This is a genomic window from Pseudoalteromonas sp. MBR-15 (assembly GCF_053628915.1).
The window spans coordinates 78342-103140 of the sequence record NZ_JBRJHH010000006.1 but is presented as its reverse complement, the minus strand read 5'-3'; the positions used below and the strand labels follow the sequence as shown (position 1 = coordinate 103140).

At 39.9% G+C, this 24799-nt stretch carries 28 protein-coding genes; 9 read left to right on the top strand and 19 right to left on the bottom strand.

Annotated features, from left to right (window positions below; translation table 11 throughout):
• Window position 1: 1 nt before the first annotated feature.
• The 3 genes from ACSSVW_RS09980 to cadR all read right to left on the bottom strand — a co-directional run bounded on the left by ACSSVW_RS09980 (window position 2) and on the right by cadR (window position 2870).
• Window positions 2-1762, bottom strand: coding sequence for a KAP family P-loop NTPase fold protein (locus ACSSVW_RS09980; protein WP_082079326.1), 1761 nt, complete (start codon window positions 1760-1762; stop codon window positions 2-4).
• Between the two features lie 11 nt (window positions 1763-1773).
• Window positions 1774-2349 carry a recombinase family protein gene (locus tag ACSSVW_RS09975; protein ID WP_062566150.1) on the bottom strand — a complete coding sequence of 192 codons (576 nt, stop codon included), beginning with the start codon at window positions 2347-2349 and terminating at the stop codon, window positions 1774-1776.
• Window positions 2350-2480: 131 nt separating this feature from the next.
• Window positions 2481-2870, bottom strand: a complete 390-nt coding sequence (gene cadR / locus ACSSVW_RS09970; RefSeq protein WP_016708229.1) for a Cd(II)/Pb(II)-responsive transcriptional regulator — start codon at window positions 2868-2870, stop codon at window positions 2481-2483.
• A gap of 82 nt (window positions 2871-2952) precedes the next feature.
• Between cadR and ACSSVW_RS09965 the strand changes: the two genes are divergently transcribed.
• From ACSSVW_RS09965 to ACSSVW_RS09935, 7 genes are all read left to right on the top strand, one after another.
• Window positions 2953-3606 carry a cation transporter gene (locus ACSSVW_RS09965; RefSeq protein WP_016708230.1) on the top strand — a complete coding sequence of 218 codons (654 nt, stop codon included), beginning with the start codon at window positions 2953-2955 and terminating at the stop codon, window positions 3604-3606.
• Window positions 3607-3618: 12 nt separating this feature from the next.
• Entirely contained in the window at window positions 3619-4347 is a 729-nt protein-coding gene (locus ACSSVW_RS09960) for a transglutaminase-like domain-containing protein (protein WP_016708231.1), read from the top strand.
• Entirely contained in the window at window positions 4340-5239 is a 900-nt protein-coding gene (locus ACSSVW_RS09955; protein ID WP_016708232.1) for a cation diffusion facilitator family transporter, read from the top strand. Before ACSSVW_RS09960 ends, ACSSVW_RS09955 begins: the two co-directional genes overlap by 8 nt.
• Window positions 5240-5314: 75 nt before the next feature.
• The gene (locus tag ACSSVW_RS09950; protein ID WP_227006811.1) at window positions 5315-5647 is read left to right on the top strand and encodes a hypothetical protein; all 333 of its coding nucleotides are present in this window, start codon (window positions 5315-5317) and stop codon (window positions 5645-5647) included.
• 75 nt (window positions 5648-5722) lie between these two features.
• Window positions 5723-7045 (top strand): TolC family protein, encoded by a 1323-nt coding sequence (locus tag ACSSVW_RS09945; protein WP_231387283.1) that lies wholly within the window; start codon window positions 5723-5725, stop codon window positions 7043-7045.
• A 2-nt stretch (window positions 7046-7047) separates the two neighbouring features.
• On the top strand, window positions 7048-7962 hold the full coding sequence (locus ACSSVW_RS09940) for an efflux RND transporter periplasmic adaptor subunit (protein WP_016708235.1): 915 nt from the start codon (window positions 7048-7050) through the stop codon (window positions 7960-7962).
• Window positions 7963-8016: 54 nt separating this feature from the next.
• Complete coding sequence (locus tag ACSSVW_RS09935; RefSeq protein WP_016708236.1) at window positions 8017-11127, top strand: efflux RND transporter permease subunit; 3111 nt, start codon at window positions 8017-8019, stop codon at window positions 11125-11127.
• Between the two features lie 91 nt (window positions 11128-11218).
• Here the strand turns inward: ACSSVW_RS09935 and ACSSVW_RS09930 are convergent, their stop codons facing one another.
• Together ACSSVW_RS09930 and ACSSVW_RS09925 are read right to left on the bottom strand one after the other, a co-directional pair.
• Window positions 11219-11359: a cupredoxin domain-containing protein gene (locus ACSSVW_RS09930; protein ID WP_229677580.1), complete on the bottom strand. Its 141-nt coding sequence runs from the start codon at window positions 11357-11359 to the stop codon at window positions 11219-11221.
• A 56-nt stretch (window positions 11360-11415) separates the two neighbouring features.
• Window positions 11416-11535 carry a hypothetical protein gene (locus ACSSVW_RS09925; protein ID WP_353683143.1) on the bottom strand — a complete coding sequence of 40 codons (120 nt, stop codon included), beginning with the start codon at window positions 11533-11535 and terminating at the stop codon, window positions 11416-11418.
• 698 nt (window positions 11536-12233) lie between these two features.
• On the opposite strand from ACSSVW_RS09925, the gene ACSSVW_RS09920 reads away from it, so the two are divergent.
• Window positions 12234-12755, top strand: coding sequence for a DUF305 domain-containing protein (locus ACSSVW_RS09920; protein ID WP_008109672.1), 522 nt, complete (start codon window positions 12234-12236; stop codon window positions 12753-12755).
• Window position 12756: 1 nt separating this feature from the next.
• Window positions 12757-13488, top strand: a complete 732-nt coding sequence (locus tag ACSSVW_RS09915) for a MauE/DoxX family redox-associated membrane protein (RefSeq protein ID WP_016708238.1) — start codon at window positions 12757-12759, stop codon at window positions 13486-13488.
• Between the two features lie 216 nt (window positions 13489-13704).
• Here ACSSVW_RS09915 and ACSSVW_RS09910 read toward each other — a convergent pair whose 3' ends face one another.
• The 14 genes from ACSSVW_RS09910 to ACSSVW_RS09845 form a co-directional block, all read right to left on the bottom strand.
• Window positions 13705-14055: a hypothetical protein gene (locus ACSSVW_RS09910; RefSeq protein ID WP_062566151.1), complete on the bottom strand. Its 351-nt coding sequence runs from the start codon at window positions 14053-14055 to the stop codon at window positions 13705-13707.
• A 50-nt stretch (window positions 14056-14105) separates the two neighbouring features.
• Window positions 14106-14477 carry a hypothetical protein gene (locus ACSSVW_RS09905; RefSeq protein ID WP_019677951.1) on the bottom strand — a complete coding sequence of 124 codons (372 nt, stop codon included), beginning with the start codon at window positions 14475-14477 and terminating at the stop codon, window positions 14106-14108.
• 10 nt (window positions 14478-14487) lie between these two features.
• Window positions 14488-14910 carry a hypothetical protein gene (locus tag ACSSVW_RS09900; RefSeq protein WP_062566152.1) on the bottom strand — a complete coding sequence of 141 codons (423 nt, stop codon included), beginning with the start codon at window positions 14908-14910 and terminating at the stop codon, window positions 14488-14490.
• Window positions 14894-15559 (bottom strand): methyltransferase family protein, encoded by a 666-nt coding sequence (locus tag ACSSVW_RS09895; RefSeq protein WP_016708241.1) that lies wholly within the window; start codon window positions 15557-15559, stop codon window positions 14894-14896. The genes ACSSVW_RS09900 and ACSSVW_RS09895 overlap by 17 nt, the downstream gene beginning before the upstream one ends.
• Complete coding sequence (locus ACSSVW_RS09890) at window positions 15552-15887, bottom strand: DUF2933 domain-containing protein (protein ID WP_016708242.1); 336 nt, start codon at window positions 15885-15887, stop codon at window positions 15552-15554. Before ACSSVW_RS09890 ends, ACSSVW_RS09895 begins: the two co-directional genes overlap by 8 nt.
• Before the next feature lie 9 nt (window positions 15888-15896).
• On the bottom strand, window positions 15897-16250 hold the full coding sequence (locus tag ACSSVW_RS09885) for a cupredoxin domain-containing protein (protein WP_045979597.1): 354 nt from the start codon (window positions 16248-16250) through the stop codon (window positions 15897-15899).
• 11 nt (window positions 16251-16261) lie between these two features.
• A complete protein-coding gene (locus ACSSVW_RS09880; protein WP_045979598.1) occupies window positions 16262-18505 on the bottom strand; it encodes a heavy metal translocating P-type ATPase in 2244 nt (747 codons plus the stop codon).
• A 101-nt stretch (window positions 18506-18606) separates the two neighbouring features.
• Window positions 18607-19020 carry a MerR family transcriptional regulator gene (locus ACSSVW_RS09875; protein WP_045979599.1) on the bottom strand — a complete coding sequence of 138 codons (414 nt, stop codon included), beginning with the start codon at window positions 19018-19020 and terminating at the stop codon, window positions 18607-18609.
• 297 nt (window positions 19021-19317) lie between these two features.
• Entirely contained in the window at window positions 19318-19740 is a 423-nt protein-coding gene (locus tag ACSSVW_RS09870; protein ID WP_045979600.1) for a hypothetical protein, read from the bottom strand.
• A gap of 609 nt (window positions 19741-20349) precedes the next feature.
• Window positions 20350-21210: a copper resistance protein B gene (locus ACSSVW_RS09865; protein WP_045979601.1), complete on the bottom strand. Its 861-nt coding sequence runs from the start codon at window positions 21208-21210 to the stop codon at window positions 20350-20352.
• On the bottom strand, window positions 21207-23030 hold the full coding sequence (locus ACSSVW_RS09860) for a copper resistance system multicopper oxidase (protein ID WP_045979602.1): 1824 nt from the start codon (window positions 23028-23030) through the stop codon (window positions 21207-21209). Before ACSSVW_RS09860 ends, ACSSVW_RS09865 begins: the two co-directional genes overlap by 4 nt.
• A 27-nt stretch (window positions 23031-23057) precedes the next feature.
• Window positions 23058-23528 (bottom strand): YybH family protein, encoded by a 471-nt coding sequence (locus ACSSVW_RS09855; RefSeq protein ID WP_008467847.1) that lies wholly within the window; start codon window positions 23526-23528, stop codon window positions 23058-23060.
• 15 nt (window positions 23529-23543) lie between these two features.
• Window positions 23544-24431, bottom strand: coding sequence for a copper resistance D family protein (locus ACSSVW_RS09850; RefSeq protein WP_045979603.1), 888 nt, complete (start codon window positions 24429-24431; stop codon window positions 23544-23546).
• An 18-nt stretch (window positions 24432-24449) separates the two neighbouring features.
• Window positions 24450-24797 carry a copper resistance CopC family protein gene (locus ACSSVW_RS09845; RefSeq protein WP_016708251.1) on the bottom strand — a complete coding sequence of 116 codons (348 nt, stop codon included), beginning with the start codon at window positions 24795-24797 and terminating at the stop codon, window positions 24450-24452.
• Between the last annotated feature and the right edge of the window lie 2 nt (window positions 24798-24799).

The window sequence follows — 24799 nt, the reverse complement described above, 5'->3', positions numbered from 1 at the left end:
ATTACTTAATTCCCTCTAGTTCTTTTAAGATTGGATTGAGCCACCTTTGACGAGGCAAGCTTTTTAAGAATGTAAGAAGACTTAAGCAACATTTATCATCCTGCTTGGCAAGTAACACGGCTCCATAGATGCCTGTTGGTTTTTCGGTCCAATCACCAATCAACTTAAAGTTTTCAATCAAACCATCCATGACTGACATGTACTCTTCCTTCGGAGTTGTGGTAATCGCAGTAGAGTTAACGCCACTGACCCTTACCTTTTGCTTCATTAATTCTTCTACAAGTTTTTGAGCAGCTCCCGACATTACCGCATTAACAGCACCCATTGGAATGCTTTCTCGGCTAAGGTATGCCGCTGGGGTCAAATCCATCTCAGTAAACATTGGAGGTAATTTTGACCATTTATCAATAAAAGCTAGGTCGAGTTTCCACTCTTCAGGTAACTTTATTTCATCAAATTCAACTTCTGAATTTTCGAGATCCGCTAAAACTTTTGGATATCCGTTTTCCTTATCAATTAATTCATAAAGCTTGTTAGTAGCCTGAGTGCCTAAGCACCTCTCAAAAATTACCAGCTTAGTGATAGTTTTCTCGTCAAGCTGCATTCCTCGACGGTGAGCCGTTTTCTTTCTCATCTTAACTTGATTGAGTAATCGCTTAACTATGCGAGGGTTACCGTTAATGTTTGTGGATTCAGCTAATAGTGGAGCTAACTGTTCAGCAACTACAAATTTGCTTCTGAGTCCTGAATGCTTTTCGATATCGTGATCCTGAAGAAGCTCATCAACGGTAATTTGTGGTTGTTTCCAAGAAAGCCTTAATGATTCTTCAAGGGCACATCTTATCGCTTCTAACTGAGCATCTGTCACTCCGTGGTCTTGAGCGGTGAGCATCATTAAATATGCCCTTATCTCAAGAACACCGGGCCTTGGTACATGCACAGGAATTTGAATAAGCTTGTCTAAATAATCAGTTTGATGTCGTTGAGATGCACCTTTGTGATATTCAGGTACTGCCAAACGGATCATGTCTTCATCGGCGGCAATGACAAATGCGGTATTTGGTAAAAATAGAAATAATCTGATCGCCTCAAGTGTTGAAATGGCATTAAATGGAGAGCAGCGATCTAAATTATCGACATAGACAATAAGTGGCTTATCAAACTCCTTTAACAGATCAGAATATGCTTTTCGGAATTCTTTAATTTCTTTAGGAGGTGAGAATGATTTCTTATCTTTGATCAAACCTTTGTTTTTCTTCGCAACATCCTTAGCGCCATCGACAGCACCTTTTACATCATCAACATCAAGTTCACCATCGTCACCACCACTGAATAGTCCCATGATCTTCTGTATACCACCCATAGTCGGTATACCAGCTAATGCTGCACCACCATCCATTAGCAGTCCCATCAGTCTGATCTTATCTATTCGTCCAGCAAACTCTATTGCTTTTGCACTTAGATTTTTATCGTCTGCTGCTTTTTTTACTAAAGTAGATGCAATTGTTTCTAATAGCGCTGCTTTAGCGTCATCGTATCCTTGGAAAGTCCATGCATCGAAATGCACTTGTATATATTCTTGTTCATCAGTTTCCAAAGATGCTTTGGTAAGTTCAAGAATCGTGGATTTTCCAGCGCCCCAATCACCAAAGACACCTATACTAATAGGCATTAATTCCTTTTCAGTGATAAGATCTTTAATCGACTCAGCCGTTTCATTAAAGTTTAAGAAGTCAATTTTTGACTCTTTATCAGACCACATAACATCTCCTTTTATTTATTATTTTTTTGTTCCATTCTTTCAATAGTTCGATGAACCGTCGGGCGGCTAACAGAATATTTCTTCGCTAATGCAGAGATCGATTCACCATTTAATTTATCTTTATATAATTCTTTCGCTTGTTTGTCTGATAAAGCAGGCAACCTACCCATATGTTTGCCTTTAGCCTTCGCTTCTTCGCGACCTTCTGCGGTTCTGGCTTTTATAAGATCCCGCTCAAGTTGAGCGAATACTCCACATAGGTTGATCATGGCGGTGGCAAACGGATTATCATTTTTAGTATTGAGAGAGCCGTCGATAATATTTAAACAAGCCCCCTTTTTGTGGATACTTTCAATAGCCTCAAGAATAGACTTTAATGATCGGCCTAGCCGATCAAGGCGAGTAACAATTACCTCATCACCCTCCCTGATAAAATCGATGAGTTCCTTTAGCTTTTCTTCATTTCTAATGGAAGCACCTGACTGTTTTCCTTGAAATATTTTTTCACAGCCATGAGCGTCCAACTTGGACAGTTGAATATTTAAATCTTGCTCTTTAGTTGAGACTCTTGCAAAACCAACTTTCATATGTACGAAACCTGTAACTTTCGTACATCTTAACAATCAAGTGAACGAAAGTACATTAAATAAATTTCGTACATGAACGTAATAAAATATAGTTATTCGTACACAACACGGATAGAAAATGAATGACAATTCTAACTATCAAGTGACTTAATTATTCCACACGCTTCAATGGTGTTTTCAGTTGTACACAAACTTGCCATTTGTTGAAGCTCAGCTTTTAGTGCTTTGAGTTCTCTCATTCGATTGTTAACTAAGGCCAATTGTTGAGCAATGAGCTTATTAACACTTGCACAGCTTTCTTCTGGCTTATTTTTCAGTTCCATAAGGCGTTTAACATCTGTTAGAGGGATATCCAAACTTCGGCAATGCTTTATAAACTCTAATTCTTTTAAAGCCCGTTCACCGTATAACCTGTAATTCCCTTCAGTACGTTCAGGAGTTGAAAGCAACCCTTCTTTCTCGTAATACCGAATTGTTTGTATCGAACACCCTGTCGTTTTTGAAAGTTCACCTATCTTCATAAAACTTTAGTCCTAAATCTTGACTCTATAGTCACTATAGACTTTATAGTTAAGTTATCAAGCAAATAACTAAGGCCGTGCAATGAGTGGTTGTGGTTGCGAAGTCGAACTAAAAGATGCGAAACAAAAACATGTGCTGTATTGGTTGCTAGGTATTAATGCGGTTATGTTCTGCGTTGAGATTACTGTGGGCCTATATGCAAACTCAACGGCTTTGATAGCAGATTCAATGGATATGCTGGCTGACGCAATTGTCTATGGTATTGCTCTATATGCCGTGAGCCGATCTTTAAAGCATAAAGCCAATGCAGCCCTTATCAGCGGTTACTTTCAGCTGACACTCGGAATATTGGTAATCTTTGACATAGTAAGAAGACTCGGAGAAGGTGAGCCTCACTCTTGGTTCATGATCGGCTTTGGTTTTGTAGCATTAATAGCAAACGTCATTTGTTTAGTTTTAATCAGAATGCAAAGCAATGGTGAAGTCCATATGCGTGCAAGCTGGATATTTTCAGCCAACGATGTGATCGCAAACTTGGGGGTCATTGCTGCTGGTGTTTTAGTGATGCTACTTGATTCTCGCTGGCCTGACATTGTGATTGGTAGTGTGATTGCAACCCTAATTTTAAGAGGGGCTTACCTGATTATTACTGATGCGAAGAAAGAGCTGAGCAACGCAGAGTTAACAAGCGAAAACAATAGCTGTAGTGGAAGTAAATCAAAATCATGTTCTTAAAGGAGATGGATAATGAGTGCTAATTATTTAGAGAAAACACAAATATTAGACTTAGATGATCACAGCATCCAATCTCTAATAGCAGATCGGAATTGGAATACAATGGATGAATACAACACAATAGGAGCTGCTTACACCTTTGTTAAAGATGAGATTCAGTTTGGTTACAACCGCAGCGATGATATATCTGCGAGTGAAGTTTTAGCGGATGGCTATGGACAGTGCAATACCAAGGGAAACTTGTTAATGGCTCTATTCCGAGCGCTTGGTATTCAGTGCCGATTTCATGGTTTCACGATTGACCAACAGCTTCAGAAAGGCGCTATTCCTTCTTATGTATTTTGGCTTGCCCCAAAATCCATTATCCATAGCTGGGTAGAAGTGCTCTATGAAGGTAAGTGGATCAATTTAGAAGGCTTCATTCTCGACGAAGCTTACCTAAGTTCAATTCAATCCAAATTCAGTCAAGCTAAAGATAATTTTTGTGGTTATGGAATAGCTACTACCTGCATAAGTAACCCAGAGACGAACTGGGTTGGTAAAGATACTTATATTCAAAAAGAAGGCATACACGACGACTTTGGCTTTTATGACTCACCCGATGAATTCTATGCTGAGCAGGGAACCAATCTAACGGGTATTAAACGTTGGGCGTACCAAAACTTTATCCGTCATATCATTAATTGGAATGTACAAAGGCTTAGAAGAAAAAATGTAACCGCCGAGGCTCAACATGCATAACCACTCTCACGGTCATGATCACCCTCACAATGATGAGGACGCTTCGAGACGCATTGGCTGGGCTTTTTTTCTAAACCTCACGTTTACCATCATCGAATTTATCGGAGGTTGGTTAACCAATAGTACGGCAATCATGGCAGATGCTATCCATGATTTAGGAGATAGCATCTCCATAGGCACCGCATGGGGATTAAATAAGCTCAGTAACAAGCCTGCCTCTAGCCAGTTTTCATATGGTTACAAGCGCTTTTCATTGCTTGGCGCATTGATTAACGGTTTGGTATTAACTGTTGGTTCTGTTTTTATACTAATTGAGGCCATACCAAGATTAGCTAACCCCGAAATGCCTCAAGTCGAAGGAATGCTTTTATTAGCTATTTTTGGCATGGTGGTAAACGGTTACGCTGCCTATAAGCTAAGTCATGGAAAGACCTTAAATGAACGAGTTTTAAACTGGCACTTGCTTGAAGACGTTTTAGGTTGGATAGCTATATTTATTGTATCAATCGTATTGATGTTTGTTGAATGGCCCATACTCGATCCTATTTTATCAATTGGGTTTACCCTTTTTATTTTATTTAATGTTGTAAGAACACTGAAAACGACACTTATGCTCTTCTTGCAAGCGACACCAGATATTGATCTTATTGAAAATATTAAATCGAAAATAGTTTCTAAAGCCATTGTGGGTGAAGTACATCACTTACACATCTGGTCACTTGATGGTGAACACAACGTTTTAACCGCCCATATTGTTTTAAACACTGAAATATCTAACGAAGAGCTGAAATCGTACAAGCTAGAGTTGCGACAGGAGCTTAAAGAGTTTGATTTTGCTCATACAACAATTGAAATAGAGTTCATAGACGAGCAATGTCGTGACGCAAGCTAAACGATAGTGTTAACATTGGCATAACTAAGAGATAGTTGAAACGAAATGAATATTAAACAATTCCCTGCATACATCATGATAGTGCTGATATTACTTCAGTCATTTTCTGCTGTGGCAAAAGTTGCTGATGTTCATATTGTTGATTCCGAGCATATAAAAACCGAGCATGTTCATGCTTTAGATGACCACATTTCTTCTGAAAAATTAATACAATCATCAGCAGATAATGACCAACACAACCCCGCTGATTGTCATCATTGCGGACACTGCAATGGCTCGCATGTACAGTTTGCTACGCATGTTTACATCAGTAGAGACATTGATTTCAAATCAAGTCAGGTATTTGATTATTTAAAAGTAGTCATTGAAGCTCCCCCTTCCAGATTACTTCGACCTCCCAAAAGTTAGTCCTTTTATTTAATTGGCGCGTTAGGCGGTGAAGCCAACGCTCGTTTCATAAAATAAACAGGACAAAATATGAATATGTCTTATTTTAAGGCCCCCGTACTTGCTTGGAAGAAAGTAAAACGGTTGCTTCTGTTGTCGTTTTTAGTGACAACTAATAATGTATTTGCAAATGACTTAACTGTTGATTCAGTTTCATTGTCAGAGGCAATACAACGAACACTTGCAAACAACCCACAGCTAACAGCTTTTAAATACAAACAAAAGCGTTTAGACGGCGAGTTAGCTACCGCAGGGTTAAAACCTGAATATAACGTCAGCGCTGAATTGGAAAACTTTGCAGGTACAGGTGATGTATCTGGATTCAGCGACGCTGAACTTACCTTATCAATATCTTCCGTGGTGGAATTGGGAGATAAGGTAAATAGCAGAAAGCTTTATGTTAATGCCCAACAGCAAGCAATAGCTGTTGAAAAAAGAATACAAACACTCGATATTTTGGGTGAAGTAGCAGCTCGCTATATCGATGTTTTGACGTTACAGCAAATCATGCTCGTCAATGAAAATGCAGAAAAGCTAGCACGAGAAACCTATCAAACTGTCTCCAAAAAAGTTCGTGTTGGTTCGGCACCGTCATCAGAGCAAAAACGAGCTGATGCAGCTTTAGCAACAGCTCGACTAAAGACGCTAACCATTTCCAAGCAGTTAGAGGCCAGTGTTCGTAAGTTAGCTATTATGTGGGGAGAACAATCACCGCAATTCTCTCGTGTATCAGGCGATTTATTTGCACTTCCCAAAACAATATCACTCGAATACATCATGGCTCAACTTTCTCAAAGTCCTCATATATTAGCTTATGCAGAGCAATCGAGAATTCAGCAAGCTCAATTACAATCAATCAACGCACAAAGCCACGCTAATATAACGTGGAGCGCAGGTGTGAAAAGACTTGAAGGTAGCAATGAGACTGCGTTGGTTGCAGGAATTAGCGTCCCTCTGTTTACGAGTGATAGAAATAGAGGCAGCTATCAATCTCAAAAAGCAAAACTCGATGAAGTTGAGCAGCAACGGAAAGCCAGTGAGCGAGCAATTTACAGCCAATTAGCGACATTTTATGCGGCTCAGGAAGAGGCTCGCCTTACGGTTGAAACCTTACAAACCAGTATTATTCCGCCTCAAGAAAGTGCTTTGTCATTAGTGCAAAAAGCCTATTCGGACGGGCGCTTTAGTTATTTAGAGCTAGTTTCAGTTCAAAAAGAGCTTATTGAGATGCAATATGCGCTTATTTTTGCCGCAAGTGAGGTTCACAAACAAAGCGCCTCCATTGAGTCCTTATCAGGCATTCCATTAATTTCTTCCGGCAATACAGAAAGCCAACTTTCAAGCTTTATTGAGAATTAATCATGAAAAAGAAAAATATATTAAATTCACCAATCAGCCTTTTCAAATTAATGCTTGTTGCTGTAATTGGTTTCACCTCCATCACGACCTCAGCCAGTGAAGAACACAAAGATGAAATAGTCTCTATGTCTGTTGAGATGGCTAAACAAAACAGCATTGAAACAGTAGCAGCAACTAGCGGTGTTATTCATAACGAAGAAGTTGTATATGGAAAAATCGTTGCCGATCCTGCCTCACTTGCGCACGTTAACGCTAGATTCGATGGTGTTATTAAGGAAGTAAAAGTCAATCTCGGCGAAGAGGTCAAAAAAGGTGAAACGTTGGTAGTGATTGAATCCAATGAGAGCTTAAATCAATATTCGATAAAAGCACCAATGTCTGGGCGTATAGTCGCTAGGCAAGCCAATATTGGCGAGCTTACAAATGGTGAAAACTTGCTGACAATAGCCAATTTTGACGTGGTTTGGGCACAACTATCAGTGTTTCCTACTCAGCTAAGTAAGGTTAACGCTAACCAGCAGGTGCTAATTCATAGCACTGAATTTAATCAAAGTGCGCAAATTAGCTATTTAACACCATCACTAAACGACAAGCCATACTCATTGGCATTTGTAAAATTGGATAACAAAACCAACAAGTGGCCGCTTGGCACTGTAATTAAAGGTGCGGTTACGACCAGTCAACACTCTGCTCCAGTTGTTGTGCCAAAAGGAGCCATTCAAGAGTTTGAAGGCAAAGATGTTGTTTTTATTAAAGAAGGCAATGAATACCACCCTAGCGCCGTAAAAACTGGCGCTTCAGACGCTATCAATATTGCTATCATCGACGGTTTGAACGTCGGCGAAAGTGTGGTTGTAAAGAACAGTTATCTGCTAGTTGCTGATCTAAAAAAATCGGAGGCTGGACATGAACACTAATCTCCGACCTTTTTGTCCTCTACATATTGGCTTCAGTATTATCGAGGTGAAAATATGATCGCTTGGATACTAGAATTATCTATCCGTAGACGTGGTACTATGTTGCTTATGGCCTTGTTTATCATCGCTTTAGGAATATGGAACTATCAGAAGCTACCTATTGACGCTGTGCCAGATATAACCAATGTACAGGTACAAATAAACACGCAGGCTCAAGGTTATTCACCTTTGGAAACAGAGCAACGGATTACGTTTATCGTCGAAACGGGCTTGGCAGGTTTACCTAAGCTGGATTATACCCGTTCACTTTCTCGATATGGCCTGTCGCAAGTGACTGTTGTGTTTGAAGAAGGCACAGATTTGTATTTTGCCAGAAACCTAATCAATGAGCGACTTAGCGCAATTAAGGAGCAACTACCGTTTGGCATTGAACCAGAAATGGGACCAATTGCTACGGGCCTCGGTGAAATATACATGTACAGTATAACTGCCGACGAAAGTGCAAAGCAGAATAATGGCTTACCCTATGATGCGATGGCGTTAAGGGAGATCCATGACTGGGTAGTGAAACCACAACTTGCATTGGTTAAAGGGATTACGGAAATCAATGCAATTGGTGGCTATAAAAAGCAATACCATATCAATCCCGATCCGTTAAGGATGTTGCACTTCGGTATTACCAGTGAAGCACTATCAAATGCAATAATGCGAAATAATGCAAATCAAGGGGCTGGATTCATCGAAAGAAGCGGACAGCAAATTCTTGTTCGTTCACAAGCTCAGTTGCAATCTATTCAAGACATCCAAAACGTCATTATAAAAAGCGACGACGGCACACTTGTAAAAGTTAAAGATGTCGCCGAAGTTGCGATAGGAAAAGAGCTAAGGACAGGAGCTGCATCACTGGAAGGCAAGGAAAGTGTGATTGGCACCGCAATGATGCTGGTAGGAGAAAATTCACGCTCGGTGGCATTGGCTGTTGGTGACAAGCTTAGTGAAATCCAAAACAGTTTACCTCAAGGCGTGTCCATAGTTCCCTTATATGACAGGACAACTCTGGTTGATAAAGCAATTAGCACCGTACAGAAAAATCTTATTGAAGGTGCATTACTGGTTATCTTCGTATTGTTCCTATTACTGGGTAACATACGCGCCGCTTTGATTACCGCCGCAGTAATTCCTTTGGCAATGTTGGCAACAATCACGGGCATGGTTCAAAGCAAAGTCTCTGCGAATTTAATGAGTCTGGGAGCCTTAGATTTTGGATTGATTGTCGATGGCGCGGTAATAATCGTTGAGAACTGCATTAGGCGGTTAGCAGAAAGCCAAAAACGAAATAGTTCTGTCATTTCCCTGAAAGAACGCCTAGACATTGTTTATTCTGCTACCAATGAGGTTATACGACCTAGTGTTTTTGGCGTATTGATCATAACGATTGTCTATTTACCTTTGTTTACCTTATCGGGTGTCGAGGGCAAAATGTTTCATCCGATGGCCGCAACGGTGATAATCGCTCTATTGTCTGCAATGGTATTTACCTTCACGCTAGTCCCCGCTGCGGTTGCTTTATTCTTGAAAGGCAAAATCAGCGAAAAAGAAAGTCCAGTAATTGTCGGCGCTAAGTCAGTTTATAGTCCTGTTTTGAAGTGGGCTTTAAAACTACGTTGGCTAGTTGTTTGCGGCGCTGCTTTACTTGTGACATTTAGCATATTACTTGGTAGTAAATTAGGATCTGAATTTGTTCCTCAACTTAATGAAGGTGACATTGCACTGCACGCGATGCGTATTCCGGGCACGGGTATTGACCAAGCTGTAGAAATGCAGAAGGTACTTGAACAACAAATTATGAAATATGATGAAGTTGTTACGGTGTTTTCAAAAACGGGCACAGCAGAAGTTGCGACAGACGCGATGCCGCCAAATGTGACTGATACTTTTCTGATATTAAAGCCGAGAGAGCAATGGCCCGACCCTAATTTAACGAAAGAGGATTTTGTTGAAAGGCTGGAAAAAGATCTCAGCTCTATTCCCGGCAATAATTATGAGTTTACTCAACCAATTCAGATGCGATTTAACGAATTAATTAGCGGAGTAAGAGCTGATTTAGGGATTAAGCTCTACGGTGATGATCTATCCCAACTTGTCATTTCTGCACAAGAAGTTTTGGCTACACTCAATACAATTTCAGGTGTTGCTGATGCGCGGCTCGAACAAGTTGATGACGTGCCTATCTTTACCGTTAACCCCAAGCCTGAAGCATTAGCGCTATACGGGTTGGATGCAAGCGACTTACAGTCTTGGTTAAAAACAGTCGTGTCAGGTGAAGGCGCAGGGTTAATATTCGAAGGTGATCGTCGATTTGAAATTGTAGTTAGATATCCTGAGCTGTTGAGAGCCAACCTTGATCAGCTAGGTAATTTGCCAATCGCGACAGAAAGTGGTGAGTTTGTACCTGTAAGCGAAGTTGCAGAGTTAAATTATACGACAGTTCCAAGTCAAATAAGCCGAGAAAATGGTAAGCGACGAATTGTAATTACAGCAAATGTTAGAAACCGAGATCTAGGCTCATTCGTACAAGAGGCACAGCAAAAAATTCAACAAAATGTTGAATTGCCTGCTGGTTATTGGCTTGAGTACGGCGGAACATTTGAGCAACTTGAGAGTGCAACGCAAAGATTATCCATCGTAGTACCTGCCACATTGTTTGTAATTTTGACACTGCTTGTCATAGCATTTAGTTCAATAAAAGATGCCCTGATCATATTTAGTGGTGTGCCTTTAGCACTTACAGGCGGCGTATTGGCTTTGTGGTTAAGAGACATGCCTCTTTCAATTTCTGCTGCTGTTGGATTTATCGCTCTTTCAGGGATAGCTGTATTAAATGGACTGGTGATGCTGTCATTCATTAAACAGCGATTACTTGAAACAGGAGAGCTAATAAACTCAATTATCGAAGGTGCAACTATCAGGCTTCGCCCTGTATTAATGACCGCTTTGGTTGCTAGCTTAGGTTTCATTCCTATGGCATTAAACGTCGGAACTGGGGCTGAAGTTCAGAGGCCATTAGCAACGGTGGTAATTGGAGGGATTATTTCCTCTACTTTACTTACTTTAGTTGTTTTGCCTGTTCTATATAGAATTGTTTACAGTAAATACAAATCTTAACTTTAATTTAGAGGCTTCTCGTAATGTTTTCGAGAAGCCTTTTGTTAAGTTACTTTTGCTCGTTCAGGTGTGTAAAAAGACCTATTTAAAACTAAATTACTTTTAAGACGCCGCGATACATTTGTATCTGACAATGAAACTCATGCTCTCCCTGTGACAAGTTTAATAAGGTAATTTGAGTAATTTCATTTAACTTAAGCTGTTCGCTTATATCCAATGAAGGAATAAGCATTATTTCAGCGCAGGGGGATTGCTCTTTATGACCGTTATGAACGCACGTCATTATTGCTAATTGCGCAGATTATGAATGAAACTGGTAAACGGATTATCATTTTTTGTACTGACAGAACCATTAATAATCTTTGAACAATCGCCCCGTTTGTGAGTACTTTCAATGTCCTCAAGAATAGACTTTAATGATCGGCCTAGCCGATCAAGGCGAGTAACTATTACCTCATCACCCTACCTGATGAAATCGATTAGCTTCTTTAACTTTTTTCATTTCTAACCGAAGTACCAGACACATTGCCTTATAATATTTTTTTACAACCATAATAGCCCAACTGAACAGTTGAGCATTCAAATCTTGTTCTCTAGTAGATACTCTTGCAAAACCACTTTCATGTGTAGGAAACTTTTAGCTTTCGGACATGAACGAGATAAAAGATCAATATTCGTTCATTTAAAAAGTGAAATAAATGACAACTCTAACTATCAAGATTAATTCTTCCACATGCTTTAGCTGTGTCTTCACTTGTACACGAGCTTACATTTGTTGAAGCTCAGCTTGTAGTACTTTGAGTTCCCACATTAGATTGTTAACTAAAGCCAATTCCGCCTGTGTCTATCACAAGTTCAAAACTCAAACTCTAAATATAAGCTGATTTGATCTCCTTCAAAGAAGATTTTTTGCCCATAAACTCTTACACCGAAATGTGTAGATTAGTACTGATTCACAATAATTGCGCTGAAATTGAGTCAATCGTATTACAAATACTCTTATTGATACTGGCTCATTACTTGCAATTTTTCGAGAACATGACCACATGTAGAGAATAATAGGCTAACAGTGGGAAATATTTACACTATCAATGTAAGGATTACTTATGAAATACTCAAGATTTGCTGCAATGATCATCACCTCAACCATTGCTATGTTTGTCATGATGTATCTCAACACTTACGCAGTATCACATATATGGTTTAGTGAAACGCGTATCTATATGGCGTTGTATATGGGAGCAGGTATGGCAATGATCATGCTGGCCTTTATGCTTGGCATGTACAGTAACAAGAAGCTCAACATGGCTATTTTTCTATTGGCGACAATACTGTTCGCCATATGTCTTTATCTTGTTCGCTCTCAAAGCACAATTTCTGACACTGCCTACATGAAAGCGATGATTCCTCATCACTCCATTGCTATTCTTACTAGTGAGCATTCAACTTTGGAGGATGTACGCGTGCGTGAATTGGCAAATGGTATTATTAAAGCCCAACGAAAAGAAATAAAAGAAATGGAATGGCTGATTAAGGATATTTCTGAAAATGGAAAGGTCAGCTCACAAGCTCAGGCTGAGCAACGACCGCTCCCAAAGTTTGAAGGCACACTGAACAAAGGAGACTAAGATGACTAAGACAGCTACCCTGTACAGAATGGTCACTGACGAACATATCTGCCCCTATGGTTTAAGGTCGAAAGATTTGCTGGAGAGGCAAGGGTATGATGTAGAAGATCATAAGCTCACGTCAAGACAACAAGCTGATGACTTCAAAGATAAGCATGATGTCAAAACTACGCCACAAACCTTTATTGAAGGAAAGCGTGTCGGAGGATACGATGACTTAAGAGAGTATTTTGGTAAAGATGAAGCAGGTCAAACTGGCACAACCTACACGCCAGTTGTAGCCATTTTCTCGATAGCTGCACTTCTTGCTGTCGCATCTCAACATTTTGCTTCCGGCTCATTTATCTCCATCAGAACACTGATGCTATTTATAGCTTTTTCAATGACGCTCTTAGCGGTGCAAAAACTGAAAGACCTATACAGTTTCACAAATTCGTTTATTACTTATGATTTACTAGCGATGAGATGGATAAGATATGGTTATATTTATCCCTTCATTGAAGCATATGCAGGTATTGGTATGGTTGCCCAACTACAGCCTCTCGCAGTGGCACCATTTTCATTGTTTATCGGCACAGTTGGAGCAATTTCAGTTTTCAAAGCCGTTTACATTGACAAACGCCAGTTAAAGTGTGCCTGTGTAGGCGGCGATAGTAGTGTGCCACTTGGATTTGTATCGCTATCTGAAAACTTATTTATGATCGCGGGAGCATTGATTATGCTGCTGATGTAAAGGTATAGCTCTATTCGGCGGCTCCTTAACTGTTAAGATTAGACCTAGGATGCCAGCCCACACCTTTCTAATCCATATGTAACATTTTTTCTGTCGTACTGGCATCAAGATAACCAGAACTGAGCAAACAATCTCAAAGGTTGTACAAAATAACACTAAAGCTTTTTCATTAAGTTTTATTGTTATGCTCTTGTGGTGGCTTTCGCCACCACTTTATTAGTTTTCAAGTTCCACCATATCTTTCGCTGCAATGTCACCAGACACTAGCTTTACAGTTGCGAAATGATCATTCACAATTTTAGTAATTTGTACCGTTCCTACCTTTTCGATAGTGTAGGGATCGTCACCTTCACTCAATACTATTCTTTCATGGAATCTAATAACACTGTATTTTTGCCCAACCTCTGCGCCATGCTTAGCACCAATACAGATTAGAGTTCGATTATCAGAACTTTCTACTACCTGACCTCTCATCATGTATTTATGATAAAAAGTGGTATTAGAACAACCCACTAAATATAAACCGAATGTAAGCAATAAAAGAGCTTTTATATAGGGTGTTTTCATCACTGTTACCTCATTTGACTAACTAATTATCTATACACTTTTTTATGAATTCATTTGTTTTTCCGGCCAGCCCCCGAAGGTGCTTGATGACAACTCCAAGGCTTATGAACAGAGTTATCTTTGATGTTCTGATCAACAAATTTATAGTAACTTTCTTTAGTATGTGTCCACCAATCATCATGAACATCTGCGCCATACTTACGGATTACCTCCTCAATCCCATCAAGGCTTACGTTTGCGGCATCATAGGCAAGGTGTATTTCACCTTCTTTGATGTTGTAACTAACTTCATCTATACCAAAAAGCTGATCTATTTCTTTTACTAACTCGTCACAGCTTTCTTCTGTGACATTGCTAAGCTTTAGATTTCGAACAACTAAATTTTGCTCTCTAACGCCAACTCTATGATCTAAATCGCTCATAATTTTTCTCCTAATGTTTGTGTGAATGCTGTTGATTGCTATCTTTCATTTCTTCCATTTTCCGGTTCATCTGCGGCATCATGTTCTCCATCATTTCTAAATGATGTTCAGTCATCTTGATTTGTTGATGCATTGGCATTTCTTCCATATTTTTGTGCATGGATTGCATCATCTTCATCATTGAACGGTGATGTTCAACCATCATCTGCTGTTGCTTGTCAGGATCTTTTTCAGTTTTAATGGCATGGACTTCCTTTTTCATTTCCATCATTTTTTTATGCATTTCTCCCATGTTCTCATGTGGTATTGTCATGCCTTGATGCATATCAGCTTTGTTCGCACCTTCATGTTTATGCTCATTGTTTTGGGCAAATGAGCTAGTGGTTATCAGTAGTGAACTAATAAATAAAATTGATTTAGTTAACGTTTTCATGATTTTTACCTTCTACACTTTTATTAAAACTTGGGATCCAACTTGGTGTCGATTCCATATACCTGTGGTACTCCGAACCAAATTCAGCAATCGCCTGTGCTTCTTCGCGTTTCGCTAGCTTGACGTAAACAACGACTAAGATCGGAAACATCGCAAGTGTTGGGATTGTCGGCCACTGCAATAAAAAGCCGAACATGATTAGAATGAAAGCTACATACTGTGGGTGGCGACATCTTGCATACCATCCAGTTGTAGCCAATTGATGATGTTTTTGCGCGTGATGCAATACATTCCATGCTGAAGACAACATAAAGAAACCTGCAACAATAAACACCATACTCACTATATGAAATGGGTCCCAATGGGCATCACCTTGAAATCCAAAGAAAGTATGTAATAAATGCCCATTTTCATGCGCAAAGAAATTTACTTCTGGATAGGTCTCCGTCAGCCACCCCGACAGAAAATAGATAGTTAAAGGAAAGCCATACATTTCAGTAAATAGGGCAACAATAAAGGCAGAGAACGCGCTTAGACTTCTCCAATCAGTTGATGTTTTTGGTTTGACAAAACTAAAGGCAAAAAAGATAAAAATTGCTGAGTTCAGTATCACCATTGACCATAAGCCATAATCATATGTTTCATTCATCACTGCTCTCCTTTTTATGTGATTCCTTACGTGCCTTTTCTAAGCCTTGTATGTAGCCATCGCGATAGGCTGCATTTTTATCCGTGAGTTCTTGAAAGCTCTCTTCCTTTTTTTCATCAGGCGCATGTGAATGATCGTGACCATGTTTACCATGACTGCCATGCATAAATACGTGCATCAAGGGGCATAGCAATAAAATCAAGTAGGGAAGAAATTGCAGCGTATGTTGACCATGCTCAAGCACTAAGAAGTAGGTCACTGCGGCAATAAGTGCCAGTGCAGCCCAGCCTGTAGGTGTTGACCAAAAATTAGGGTGTTGATTTTTCATATTGCCCTCCTAAACGACTTTTAAGACACCGCGATACATTTGCATCTGACAGTGAAACTCATGCTCTCCCGGTGACAAGTTTAATAAGGTAATTTGAGTAATTTCATTTAACTTAAGCTGTTCGCTTATATCCAATGAAGGAATAAGCATTGTTTCAGCGCAGGGGGATTGATCTTTGCGTATAAACTTCAAGGTAACAGGTTGGCTAGCAGACACCTGAATTGAGGATGGGGAATACACGCCATCCCTCACTTCAATGAGTACTTCATTACCTTGAACGATTGTTTTATTGGGTTTATATAGCCAAAACCACCAAACAATCAGCGCGATTAACATTAAGCCTAATAAGTTAATTAACATCATCGCTCTTCTCCTTAATGCTCTTTTGCTTTAAAAAAGCGAAGTCGATTTGCATTTGACACCACAGTCAATGACGAAAACGCCATTGCAGCACCTGCAATTACAGGGCTAAGCAGAATGCCAAAGAAGGGATATAGAACCCCCGCAGCAAAAGGAATCCCAGCTACGTTATAGACAAACGCGCCAAACAAGTTTTGTTTGATATTTCGTAAAGTAGCTTTGCTTACCGCTATGGCATCGGCAAGGCCATGAAGTGAACCACGCATTAGGGTAATGTCAGCACTTTCGATAGCTACATCAGTCCCTGTGCCTATGGCGAAGCCAACATCGGCTAACGCTAGCGCAGGAGCATCGTTGATGCCATCTCCTGTCATACCAACAATTTCGCCACTGCCTTGTAGCTCTTTCACCTTGTTGGCTTTATCTTCTGGCAGCACCTCAGCAAGAAATTCGCTAATACCTGCTTTTTTGGCAACAGCGGCAGCGGTTTCCTTGTTATCACCTGTTAACATGATGACGCGTATACCATTAGCCTGAAGCCGTTTGATAGCAGAGATTGAGTCTGACTTAATGGGATCTGCGACAGCAATGATTGCGGCAAGTTCACCATCTACAGCAAAGTACATAGGTGTTTTGGCTTCTTTGGCTAAAGACTGGGCTTTTCCAACAAAGCCTGTGAGGTCTATGCCTTTTAACTTCATTAGTTTATCGTTACCAAAAAGCAGGACTTTATTGTTACAGTTTGCTTCTACACCAAAACCCGTAATAGCATTAAACGATTCAATTTTTAGTAACTCAATATCCTTATCTAAAGCACTTTCAACAATCGCTTGCGCTAAAGGGTGCTCTGAGCCGCTTTCTAAACTTGCTGCAAGCTGTAGTACGTCTTTTTCGTCAGTAGCTTTTGCTAAAACAATATCGGTTACCTTAGGTGCCCCTTCAGTAATAGTGCCCGTTTTATCTAAAATCATGGCAGTGATTTTAGAGGCGGTTTGCAGTGCCTCACCGTTGCGAATAAGTACTCCGGCTTCTGCTGCTTTTCCTACTCCCACCATGACAGACATAGGCGTTGCCAAGCCTAAAGCACACGGGCAGGCAATAATAAGCACAGTAGTTGCTGATACGATAGCAAAAGCAATTGCTGGCTCAGGGCCAAAGTTAAGCCATGCTAACGCACTTAACACCGAGATGATCATGACTACAGGAACGAAATAGGCGGAAATAACATCGGCCAAGCGGCCAATCGGCGGTTTTGAATTTTGCGCTCGTTTCACCATATTGATGATCTGTGCAAGCGCCGTGTCTTTACCAACGCGTGTCGCTCTAAATAAAATCATGCCTGATTTGTTCAAAGTACCAGCGACAACCTCATCTTCTTCGGCTTTTTCAACAGGCATAGGTTCGCCTGTCAGCATGGACTCATCAATAGAGGTGTGTCCTTCCAATACAACGCCATCTACGGGAATTTTTTCACCCGGCTTTACTTTCACAACATCATGAAGCAAAACCTGTTCGATACCTATCTGAACCTCTTTATTATCACGAACTACAGTTGCCGTTTTGGCCTGCAAGCCGATAAGACGTTTAATGGCCTCAGAGGTTTTACCTCTGGCTTTTATTTCTAATGCTAGACCTAAATCAATTAAGCCAATGATCATGGCGGTAGCTTCAAAATAGACATGTCGTGCCATCAATGGAACGGCGTCAGGTGCAAACACAACAACCATTGAGTACACCCAAGCTGTACCTGTTCCCAAAGCTATTAGTGTGTCCATATTAGCGGAGTGGTTTTTAAAGCTTTTCCAAGCGCCAACATAAAAATGCTTACCTGAAAAATACATAACACCAAAAGTTAAAATACCGACAACCAGCCAAGACATGCGTTCAAGGTTTGTTTCAACTGTCATTTCTCCAACTACAATGCTGTAGATCATCAAAGGAACGCCGAGTGAAAGGGCAATAAACGTATCGCGCATTAGCTTTTTGTAATATGCCCAATCCGCCGCCTCTTTCTCGTCAAGCGCATCTGTTGCTGAGCTATCATCAATTGGCTTCGCGTTATACCCCACTGACTCAACAGCTTTGATCAATTCTTCTGTCTTAGCTGTCCCAGAAACTGTTACAGTCCTATCAGCAAAATTCATTTCTGCACTGACGACTCCATGAGTTGCCTTTAACGCCCCTTCAATTTTGCCTACACAGCTAGCACACCCAGCGCCTTCAATGATGAGCTGTTGGCTTTGTGATGTTTTTTCCAACGTATTCTCCTTACTTTTACACGAAGAGGATTGAGTTTTTGCCTGACAGCAACAGCCTGATTCGGTTTCTATATTTGTATTAGTAGTTACCATTTTTCCTCCTATGCCTTTTTAATTTGTTCAAAGTTTTCGATGAGATGACAAACCATGTTTGCAGTCGGCGCTTTGTCTTCCATTTCTTCCCATTGAGAAAGCGCTGAAGACATTTTCCCTCGAAGTGCCAACATTGCTTGAAACTGTTTTTCTGTTTCTTCAAGCCGCTCTTTGATGAGGCTTCTGACTAATGGGCACGCACTTGTACCATCTTCAGATTCATTAAGAATTTGCTTGATATCAGCAACGGAAAAACCAAGATTTCTGGCACTTAAAATGAACTTAAGTCTCGATACTTCTTTATTCGAGTATGACTTGTAGCCGTTCACTGACTTAGCAGGTTTTAACAGTCCCAATCGCGTGTAATAGCGCACCGTATCAGCAGTCGTTCCAAGGCTTTTTGACAGTTCTGCTACTTTCATATTTACTCCTTAGTTTTTCACCTAAGTTTGTACTCTCACCTACAGCTTAGACCTGTGTCTAAGACACAGGTCAAGTACTAATTCTAGTGAATAAGCTAAAAAATAATTTTTTGGTAAAAGAGAAATCTCGGCCAAAATCGACAGCATTAAGTACTGTAAATGGCAATAGTTTGAGAATTTTCATAGTGCCTTCAAAATATCGTACTAATCGTTCAAAACAATTGATTATTTAAATCAATGAATAAGTCATTCTATTTTTGATGGGAGTGGCGAAAAAAAGACGCACTGATCCCGTGATTAGCCAATAATTGGTGGACGATAAAGTAAGAGATGGATACCAGATTTTGGTAGAGGTGTACGCTGTAGAAATAGCTCAGAGTAAATATTGCAAATACCTTCCTCTTGCGCTTGCACAAGATAGGGATTTAAATGAAAGCTTGAACAAAATCCCCCCTCACAACAAACACAATCACTAGCTTTACATTTTTCACAGACTTCATCACCATGACGGTGTTTAGAGTCTTGCGAGTTTACAGTGTGATAGTGACTATTGTCATTCATTGATTGATGGTGAATATTTTTGCTTCGTTGCATAATATGCGTGTCGGAAGATCCATTTTGATGTTCTTCACAATTCATTGGCTTAGCTGTAGCAAAACTATGCTGCGTAAGCAACACAGTTATTATCACTATTTTAAACCACCTGAAAAGTCCAAACATTATCATTCCTTCTTTAGCTCCTACAATATTAGCCACTTTATAAAAATAATTTTATGATCTTGATCAACCTTTGAACTAAAACCTAAACTTTTTACTTTTTTAAACAGCTTAAACTTAACAAGTATAAAAGGGGTGTCTGATTTATACTCATGAGATTGAAGCCAAGCATGAGCACCATAAAAAAAATAAAAACCCTACGCTCATAACTAGGTATTGAGTAAGGGATCATTTTTCCAATTGTTCAGCTTTAAGCGCAGTACTTTGCAACAATCGGTTCTATCCCGAGCACACCCAATTCCCGTTCATCAAAAGTGATAAAATAGTCTATTGTACGTCTTTCAATGGCGATGTTTTTTGGCTTGACTCTTTAACCTTTACCATTCGCCAACTTTACTTCTTAGCTGATATTCCACCTTGATAGGTATACACCAGACTGGCACAGACTGAAAACAAGAAGTAGCTTACTATTACTGCTCTTAGTTCTTTCCAAAAAAACTATTAGCTAGGCCTTTCCTAACATAACTAAAATGGTTTAAATCCCAAAAAACAAAAGCTACCATCAATATAGTTGCGGTAGCTCTCATCAAGTCAATATAGTATTTCTTCACATCAGAGCCAGAACTTGATACCTGCAACAAAAGCAGTATCACGAGTACTTTGCCCATTTAACTTCGCAAATTCGGCTGTATTACCAAATTTATTTGTCCACTCAACGCCAACATAGGGAGCAAACTGGCGGGTAAACTCATAACGAACCCGAAAACCAATAGCACTGCTAGATAAGCCACTACCAAGGTTATTTTGGACGTCATCCTTACCGTAAAGCGTCAACTCTGCTCGTGGTTGAACAATTAACTTTTGAGTAAGTAATAGCTCATACTCAGCTTCGATCGAAAATGCACTATTACCTTGCTCTCCTAAATACGCAGTCATATCAATTTCAAACCAGTAAGGGGCTAGACCTTGTAAACCAAAAGCTAGCCATTTGCGGTTTTCACCTTCGTTATTGTAATCAAGTCGAATACCGACTTGTGTATCCCAATAAGCAGATATTGCGTGGCCCCATAGAAAATCTGTTTGGTTCTCCTCTAAATTACCTTCGCTAAAATCTCCCTCAGTTTTGATGACTAATCTATCAAAAGTAGTGCCATACCATGCCTGAAAGTCAAAAACACCTGCGTTTGTTTGCTCATTATATTCAAGACGATCCCCTAGTAGCGCGTAAAATGAATGCTCATCTGCCAAAGTCAGTCGTTTGTCGCTATTGAGTGCATAAGGACCTTCAGTCAATGTTGTACCTGCGGCATAAGCATGAGGGTCTCTAGCATCTTTAGGTGCATCTCCACCTTGTGCTTGCATTTTAGAATCACCCATCTCAGTCATCTCATCTTTTGCAGATACAGATACACTTATAAGGGGCAAACCTATTAATAATAGTTTTAACGTATTGGTTAGTATTAATTTTCTCATGATACAACTACCTCTCTAAACATACCTGCATCCATGTGGAATAATAAATGGCAATGCCATGCCCAGCGACCTACGTCATGAGGTGTTGTTAAAAAACTAATTCTTTGCGCTGGTTGTACAGGGATAGTATGGCGACGAACCTGTACATCACCTTTTTCATTCTCCAAATCGCTCCACATACCATGCAGGTGCATTGGATGTGTCATCATTGTATCGTTTTGTAAAATAACTCTTAAACGTTGATTATGCTTCATGTGAACTGGCGTGCTTTTTCCAAATTCCAAGCCATCAAATGACCAGCTATAACGCTCCATGTTTCCAGTTAAATGTAATTCAATTTCAGCCTCAGGCTCTTGCTGGCTTGTAATTCCCTCAAGAGAATGTAAATCTGCAAGTGTTAAAACACGGCGTCCATTTTTACGTAAACCTATACCGGGATCATCAAGGTTTGTTCTAGGCATATCAACACGCATATCAACAGAAGCTCCATACTCTGTTTTTGCATGACGCACTTTAGTGCTAGCAACAGCTAATGGGTTTTTAGTCATTCCATGTTTACTATGATCCATTGCCATCGCTCCATGACCCATTGCACTATGATCCATTTTATTAGAATTCATGCCCGACATACCTGCCGTATCAGCCATTGTAGAATGCACACTATCATGGGTCATATTGCCCATCATATCTGTCATCGTTAACCACTCAACGGGGTCTAAAGAAGGTACTGGTGCATCAACGTTAGGTGCCATTGATAAAGTACCTTTAGCATAACCTGAGCGATCCATGCTTTGTGCAAAAATCGTATATGCGTCATTTTTTGGCTCGACAAGTACATCATAAGTTTCACCGGGACCAAATCTAAATTCATCTACTGTCACAGGTTCAACATTTTGTCCATCAGCTTGTACAACTGTTAACTTCAGCTCAGGTATTCTTACATCAAAAAACGTATTGCTAGAACCGTTAATAAATCTAAGCCTAACCTTTTCGCCAGCTTTAAACATTCCACGCCAATTTGTCAAAGGCGCACAACCATTCATTAAAAAAGTCATTGCAGATGCTGATAAGTCTGCAAGATCTGTAGGGTTCATTCTCATTTTATTCCACATTTCCCGGCGTTGTAGCGCATTTGAAACGCTGCTATTTGAAATGTCATCAAAAAACTCTGGAACAGTAGGTTGATTAAAGTTAAATACATCGCTCTGTACTTTTAACTTGCGAAACAAATCCATTGGGTCATCATCAGTCCAATCAGACAATTGGATGACATGCTCATTGTCAGCACTAATAATATCCTTTTCTCTTGGCTCAATAATTAATGCGCCGTACATACCTGTCATTTCTTGAAAACCACTGTGTGAGTGATACCAATATGTGCCGCTTTGTTGCAGCTTAAATTTATAAACAAAGGTTTCACCCGGCATTATACCTTTAAAGCTAATACCCGGTACGCCATCCATTTGATACGGAAGAATGATCCCATGCCAATGAATTGAACTCGGCACTGATAATTTATTCGTTACCCTGATAGTAACGTCATCACCTTCTCTGAGGCGCAAGGTAGGAGCTGGTATTGAGCCATTGATTGTTGTAGCCATTCTTACAACACCTGTGAAGTTTACTGGTGACTCATCTATCACCAGATCTATGACTTCCCCACTTAGTTCGGGCGCAGTACCTGTTGAAGTTCCAGCAAGCAAAGATGAAGCTGCATGAAGAACACTTGGAAAAGCAGCTAATACACCGCCAGCAGCTAATCCTTGTACAAAGCGTCTACGTGGCGTAGAAACTTGATGTAATGGATTGTTATTTCTCATTTTACTCTCCGTTGTTTGAACAATAAATTAATGTGACCAATGAATGTGCTTAATCTTCCATTCACCATTTTGTTTTTCCAGCACCATCGTTTCCATGCCTTGATAATCGCGTTCAACACCTTTATGAGTACCTGTAGTTTGACTGCGCGACGCAGAGATAGCGGTATTTCCAAGTATCGTCACTTGATGTTCAAGTGTGTCGCTCTTCATCGCTGCTAAATACTTCATATCCGACAACATATGATGATGAGCATATTCATCAGCGCTCCTTTCAACGCGGCCTCCCTCGAAAATGGTGACATCATCCGCTAACTGCGCTCTAGCCTGTTTTTGATTGCCAGTTTCAAGTGCTTGATGAAATGCCAAAACAACTTTTGCGGCTGGGGTATCTATACCTTTAAACAAACCTTTGTCTTTGTTCTTATCACCATGAGCGTTTGCTGCGAAACTAAACGTCATTAATAAAACGAGTAATATATTTATTGTTTTCATTTTCATTCTCTCTTTTAGGTTTTAATTTGCAGGGCCAACAACACTAGTAAGCCCAGCCGTTACAGATAAAATGGCAAAAGCTACTACCATTTCTATCGAGATAGATTTAGATAAAGCCTCTCTGCCTTGACTATTTTTAAGTTGTGGAACGAGTATTAGTTTATGTTTAGCAGCAAGTGCCAAAATAGACACTACAAGGGCCAATTTAAACAACAGTGTTTGTCCGTAACTTGAGCTTATTAGTGCATCAAGACTTCCGACCAATTGAATCACGAGCCAGAGGCCTGCTACCAACAATAGGCTCAATGTAAAACTTGCTTGTTTGCCAAAGCTTTCCATCAGCAAATGAAGTTCTGCATAACTTAGCTGATGGCAAGCCTGTTTTAGTGGCAATAACGCCCCAAACCACCATGCCATAACGAGCACATGCAAAATAAGCAAGCCTTTTTCAATTGTGCCTAACTCAGAAATATGACCCAGTAACGTGAATGAGTATGCAAGGATTAATAAACTCAACATTAAAGCGCTTTGTTTTAAGTACGAGTTCACAGCGAGTTTGAACCTTAAAGCTAAAGCGATTATTGCGGTAACTAGCCCAAGCGCTCGAAGCAAAGCTCCAGTGCCGACAGAGGAGTCCCACATAATAGCCAATATATCAGCGTCTATCGCCCCCTGAATTCCCTCTTCTGCCATTGCACCAGTACTGGCAAAGAACCAAGTAATATTAGCGATCAAAGCCATAACTATATAAGTTCTTGTCCACGTTAAATTCGCTATTACAGCATTACTATGAGATTCATTATGCTCAAAAATTTGTCTGAAAAATGTATAGCCGGCAATACAGGCAAAGCCGACGTAAAATACAATTTTTGACAGTACAATGACTGTATTCCAGATATACATTTCCATATCAATCACACAGCCTTACTAATGAACCATAAAGCCGAAGCTATCTTTCATTTTATGTCCATCTTTACCTAAATAGGTCACATCAACGATATAGTTTGTTGGAGCTAATTTAGGTAGTTCCCATGAAAACTCTCTGGAAGCTTCTTTTGATGGTTTAAAGTCAAATTTAATATTTTCACCTTTTTTATTTTTCAACGTAACTTTAACTACACGTACCTCTTTGCTAAATCCCAATGTCAATTTTTCTGGAGTATTCATTAGCATTGCATTATCAGCAGGCACGCTTTTTTCAAGATGCACATGTGCAAATACTGCACTACTAAAAACAACACTGATTATGGTTAAAAGTTTAATTAATGTTTTCATAT

Bases quoted from the DNA above. Each gene is read 5' to 3' on its own strand.
- ACSSVW_RS09980 (WP_082079326.1), bottom strand. From the start codon at position 1,762: ATGTGGTCTGATAAAGAGTCAAAAATTGACTTCTTAAACTTTAATGAA.
- ACSSVW_RS09975 (WP_062566150.1), bottom strand. From the start codon at position 2,349: ATGAAAGTTGGTTTTGCAAGAGTCTCAACTAAAGAGCAAGATTTAAAT.
- cadR (WP_016708229.1), bottom strand. From the start codon at position 2,870: ATGAAGATAGGTGAACTTTCAAAAACGACAGGGTGTTCGATACAAACA.
- ACSSVW_RS09965 (WP_016708230.1), top strand. From the start codon at position 2,953: ATGAGTGGTTGTGGTTGCGAAGTCGAACTAAAAGATGCGAAACAAAAA.
- ACSSVW_RS09960 (WP_016708231.1), top strand. From the start codon at position 3,619: ATGAGTGCTAATTATTTAGAGAAAACACAAATATTAGACTTAGATGAT.
- ACSSVW_RS09955 (WP_016708232.1), top strand. From the start codon at position 4,340: ATGCATAACCACTCTCACGGTCATGATCACCCTCACAATGATGAGGAC.
- ACSSVW_RS09950 (WP_227006811.1), top strand. From the start codon at position 5,315: ATGATAGTGCTGATATTACTTCAGTCATTTTCTGCTGTGGCAAAAGTT.
- ACSSVW_RS09945 (WP_231387283.1), top strand. From the start codon at position 5,723: ATGTCTTATTTTAAGGCCCCCGTACTTGCTTGGAAGAAAGTAAAACGG.
- ACSSVW_RS09940 (WP_016708235.1), top strand. From the start codon at position 7,048: ATGAAAAAGAAAAATATATTAAATTCACCAATCAGCCTTTTCAAATTA.
- ACSSVW_RS09935 (WP_016708236.1), top strand. From the start codon at position 8,017: ATGATCGCTTGGATACTAGAATTATCTATCCGTAGACGTGGTACTATG.
- ACSSVW_RS09930 (WP_229677580.1), bottom strand. From the start codon at position 11,359: ATGCTTATTCCTTCATTGGATATAAGCGAACAGCTTAAGTTAAATGAA.
- ACSSVW_RS09920 (WP_008109672.1), top strand. From the start codon at position 12,234: ATGAAATACTCAAGATTTGCTGCAATGATCATCACCTCAACCATTGCT.
- ACSSVW_RS09915 (WP_016708238.1), top strand. From the start codon at position 12,757: ATGACTAAGACAGCTACCCTGTACAGAATGGTCACTGACGAACATATC.
- ACSSVW_RS09910 (WP_062566151.1), bottom strand. From the start codon at position 14,055: ATGAAAACACCCTATATAAAAGCTCTTTTATTGCTTACATTCGGTTTA.
- ACSSVW_RS09905 (WP_019677951.1), bottom strand. From the start codon at position 14,477: ATGAGCGATTTAGATCATAGAGTTGGCGTTAGAGAGCAAAATTTAGTT.
- ACSSVW_RS09900 (WP_062566152.1), bottom strand. From the start codon at position 14,910: ATGAAAACGTTAACTAAATCAATTTTATTTATTAGTTCACTACTGATA.
- ACSSVW_RS09895 (WP_016708241.1), bottom strand. From the start codon at position 15,559: ATGAATGAAACATATGATTATGGCTTATGGTCAATGGTGATACTGAAC.
- ACSSVW_RS09890 (WP_016708242.1), bottom strand. From the start codon at position 15,887: ATGAAAAATCAACACCCTAATTTTTGGTCAACACCTACAGGCTGGGCT.
- ACSSVW_RS09885 (WP_045979597.1), bottom strand. From the start codon at position 16,250: ATGATGTTAATTAACTTATTAGGCTTAATGTTAATCGCGCTGATTGTT.
- ACSSVW_RS09875 (WP_045979599.1), bottom strand. From the start codon at position 19,020: ATGAAAGTAGCAGAACTGTCAAAAAGCCTTGGAACGACTGCTGATACG.
- ACSSVW_RS09870 (WP_045979600.1), bottom strand. From the start codon at position 19,740: ATGTTTGGACTTTTCAGGTGGTTTAAAATAGTGATAATAACTGTGTTG.
- ACSSVW_RS09865 (WP_045979601.1), bottom strand. From the start codon at position 21,210: ATGAGAAAATTAATACTAACCAATACGTTAAAACTATTATTAATAGGT.
- ACSSVW_RS09860 (WP_045979602.1), bottom strand. From the start codon at position 23,030: ATGAGAAATAACAATCCATTACATCAAGTTTCTACGCCACGTAGACGC.
- ACSSVW_RS09855 (WP_008467847.1), bottom strand. From the start codon at position 23,528: ATGAAAATGAAAACAATAAATATATTACTCGTTTTATTAATGACGTTT.
- ACSSVW_RS09850 (WP_045979603.1), bottom strand. From the start codon at position 24,431: ATGGAAATGTATATCTGGAATACAGTCATTGTACTGTCAAAAATTGTA.
- ACSSVW_RS09845 (WP_016708251.1), bottom strand. From the start codon at position 24,797: ATGAAAACATTAATTAAACTTTTAACCATAATCAGTGTTGTTTTTAGT.